This is a genomic window from uncultured Campylobacter sp., assembly GCF_937949835.1.
Taxonomy (GTDB): Bacteria; Campylobacterota; Campylobacteria; order Campylobacterales; family Campylobacteraceae; genus Campylobacter_B.
In genome coordinates this window covers 1-2,426 of record NZ_CALEDC010000271.1, presented here as the reverse complement: position 1 = coordinate 2,426, position 2,426 = coordinate 1, and the positions used below count along the sequence as shown (strand labels likewise).

General features: G+C 51.3%; 4 protein-coding genes. All 4 read left to right on the top strand.

Annotated features, from left to right (window positions below; genetic code table 11):
- On the top strand, window positions 1–339 hold a 339-nt coding region (locus tag Q0256_RS06075), incomplete at its 5' end, for a glycosyltransferase (RefSeq protein ID WP_297961151.1).
- Window positions 332–937, top strand: a complete 606-nt coding sequence (pglC, locus tag Q0256_RS06070; protein WP_297961148.1) for an undecaprenyl phosphate N,N'-diacetylbacillosamine 1-phosphate transferase — start codon at window positions 332–334, stop codon at window positions 935–937. The genes Q0256_RS06075 and pglC, both read left to right, overlap by 8 nt.
- Window positions 924–1,520, top strand: coding sequence for a UDP-N-acetylbacillosamine N-acetyltransferase (gene pglD / locus Q0256_RS06065; protein WP_297961145.1), 597 nt, complete (start codon window positions 924–926; stop codon window positions 1,518–1,520). The genes pglC and pglD overlap by 14 nt, the downstream gene beginning before the upstream one ends.
- Before the next feature lie 128 nt (window positions 1,521–1,648).
- On the top strand, window positions 1,649–2,426 hold a 778-nt coding region (gene pglE / locus Q0256_RS06060; protein ID WP_297961143.1), incomplete at its 3' end, for a UDP-N-acetylbacillosamine transaminase.

The following is a 2,426-nucleotide window of genomic DNA, read 5'->3' as shown; positions in this document are numbered from 1 at the left end:
CAGGTTCGGCAGCTGTATAAAAGCGCGTATATGTTCGTACTGCCTAGCTACAAGGAGGGCTTTCCGCGCACGGTTTTAGAGGCGATGAGCATGGCGCGAGCCTGCGTGGTAAGCGACTGCAGCGGCTGCGTAGAAGCCGTGCAAGATGGCGTCAACGGCTTAATTTGCCGCACTCGCGACGTAGAGGGTCTTGCGCGAAAGATCGAAATTTTATTGGGCGATGCTACGCTTTGCGAAAGGCTCGGACGAAAGGGGCGCGAGATGGTGCTTGCAAATTACGACGAAAAGATCGTCACGGAAAAATATTTAGAGGTTTATAGGAAATTTATCGATGTATAGGTGTTTTTTAAAGCGCACACTCGATTTTACGGCGGCTTTGGTTTTGATCATTTTGGTTTCGCCCGTGATGGCGCTTACGTGGTTTTTGATCCGCAAGCACATTAGCAAAAGCGCGATTTTTACGCAATCTCGCCCTGGGCTTGATGAGCAAATTTTTAAAATTTACAAATTTAAAACGATGAGCGACGAGTGCGGCGCGGACGGCGAGCTTCTGCCCGACGAAGAGCGGCTGAACGATTACGGCAAAAAGATCCGCGCGCTAAGCCTGGATGAGCTGCCGCAGCTTTTCAACGTGCTAAAGGGCGATATGAGTTTCATCGGGCCGCGCCCTTTACTGATCGAATACTTGCCGCTTTATTCGCCGCAGCAGCGCCTTAGGCACAGCGTGCGCCCGGGCATCACGGGGCTTGCGCAGGTAAACGGTCGCAACGCAATCAGCTGGGAGAAAAAATTTGAGTACGACACGTATTATGCACAAAATTTAAGCTTCGCGCTCGATCTTAAGATCGCGCTTTTGACGATTAAAAAAGTGCTTGCGAAAGAGGGCGTGAATAAAGAGGGCATGGCGACGACGGAGAAATTTAATGGGCACAACTAAAATTTACGTTTACGGCGCGAGCGGACACGGGCTGGTGGTCGCGGATGTCGCGCTAGCTGCGCGGGAAGCTAAATTTAGCGAGGTCGTTTTTTTAGACGACGCGGCGGGGCTTAAATTTAGCGAGGATCTGCCGAAACACCCCGTAATAATCGCAATCGGCGATAATAAAACTCGCGCAAAGATCCAAGAAAAGGTATCGCGCGCCGGTTTTGAGATAGCGACGCTGATTCATCAAAGCGCCATCGTAAGCCCAAGCGCCGCTATCGGCGAGGGCGCGGTCGTAATGCCCGGCGCCGTGATAAACGCGCGAGCTAAAATCGGTCGCGGCGCGATAATCAATTCAGGCGTCGTGATCGAGCATGAGTGCGAGATCGGCGAGTTTGCGCACATTAGCCCAAACGCAGCGCTTGCGGGCGGCGTGAAGGTGGGGGCGTTTTCGCACATCGGCATCGGCGCTAGCGTCATTCAGAGGCTAAAGATCGGGCAGCGCTGCATCATCGGTGCGGGCGCTGCGGTCGTGCGCGACATAGCTAGCGACAGCGTAGCCGTAGGCGTGCCCGCTCGCGTGATTAAACGTGATTAAAAAAAATGGCTGAATTTAAAATTTATAGCATTAAAAGTGATAAAATCCGAGCATTTAAATTTAATGCCGAAAGCTAAATTTAGCCTTGCTCCGCGCTAGGTTAAATTTTAAATCAAGGAAGGATAGAGATGGCAAGAGTATTTTTAAGCCCGCCGAATATGGGCGGCGATGAGCTTGAGTATATAAAAAAGGTATTTGAGAGTAACTATATCGCGCCTTTGGGCGAATATGTCAATCGCTTTGAAGACGCAGTGAAGTCCTATACTGGCACGCGCGGCGCGCTGGCGCTAAACGCAGGCACGGCGGCACTTCATCTAGCGCTTCGTTGCAGCGGCGTAAAGGACGGCGACGTGGTGCTCGGCTCCACGTTTACCTTCATGGCGTCGCTAAATCCGATATTTTACGAGCGCTGCGTGCCGGTGCTGATAGACAGCGACGAGAGTTGGAATTTAAGCCCGAGGCTGCTTAAAGAAGCGATCAAAAAATCGCCGAAAAAGCCAAAGGTGCTCGTCGTTACGCATCTTTACGGACAGGCTGCGAAGATGGATGAGATATGTGAAATTTGCGCGAACGAAGGCATTGATGTTATCGAGGATGCCGCAGAGGCGCTGGGCGGATTTTATAAGGGCAAAGCACTTGGTGGTATCGGAAAATGCGGCGCGTTAAGCTTCAACGGCAATAAAATCATCACTACCTCAGGCGGTGGCATGCTGATCTCAAACGATGAGGAGCTAGTGGCTAAGGCTAGATTTTTAAGCACCCAGGCGCGCGAGCCGCTGCTTCACTACGAGCACAAAGACTACGGCTACAACTACCGCTTAAGCAACGTCTTAGGCGCTATTGGCGTGGCCCAGATGGAAGTTTTAGAAAAAAGAGTCGAGCAAAAGAGAAAAGTCTTTGAAATTT

Excerpts from the sequence above, each read along its gene's own strand:
- pglC (WP_297961148.1), top strand. The coding sequence starts at position 332 with ATGTATAGGTGTTTTTTAAAGCGCACACTCGATTTTACGGCGGCTTTG.
- pglD (WP_297961145.1), top strand. The coding sequence starts at position 924 with ATGGGCACAACTAAAATTTACGTTTACGGCGCGAGCGGACACGGGCTG.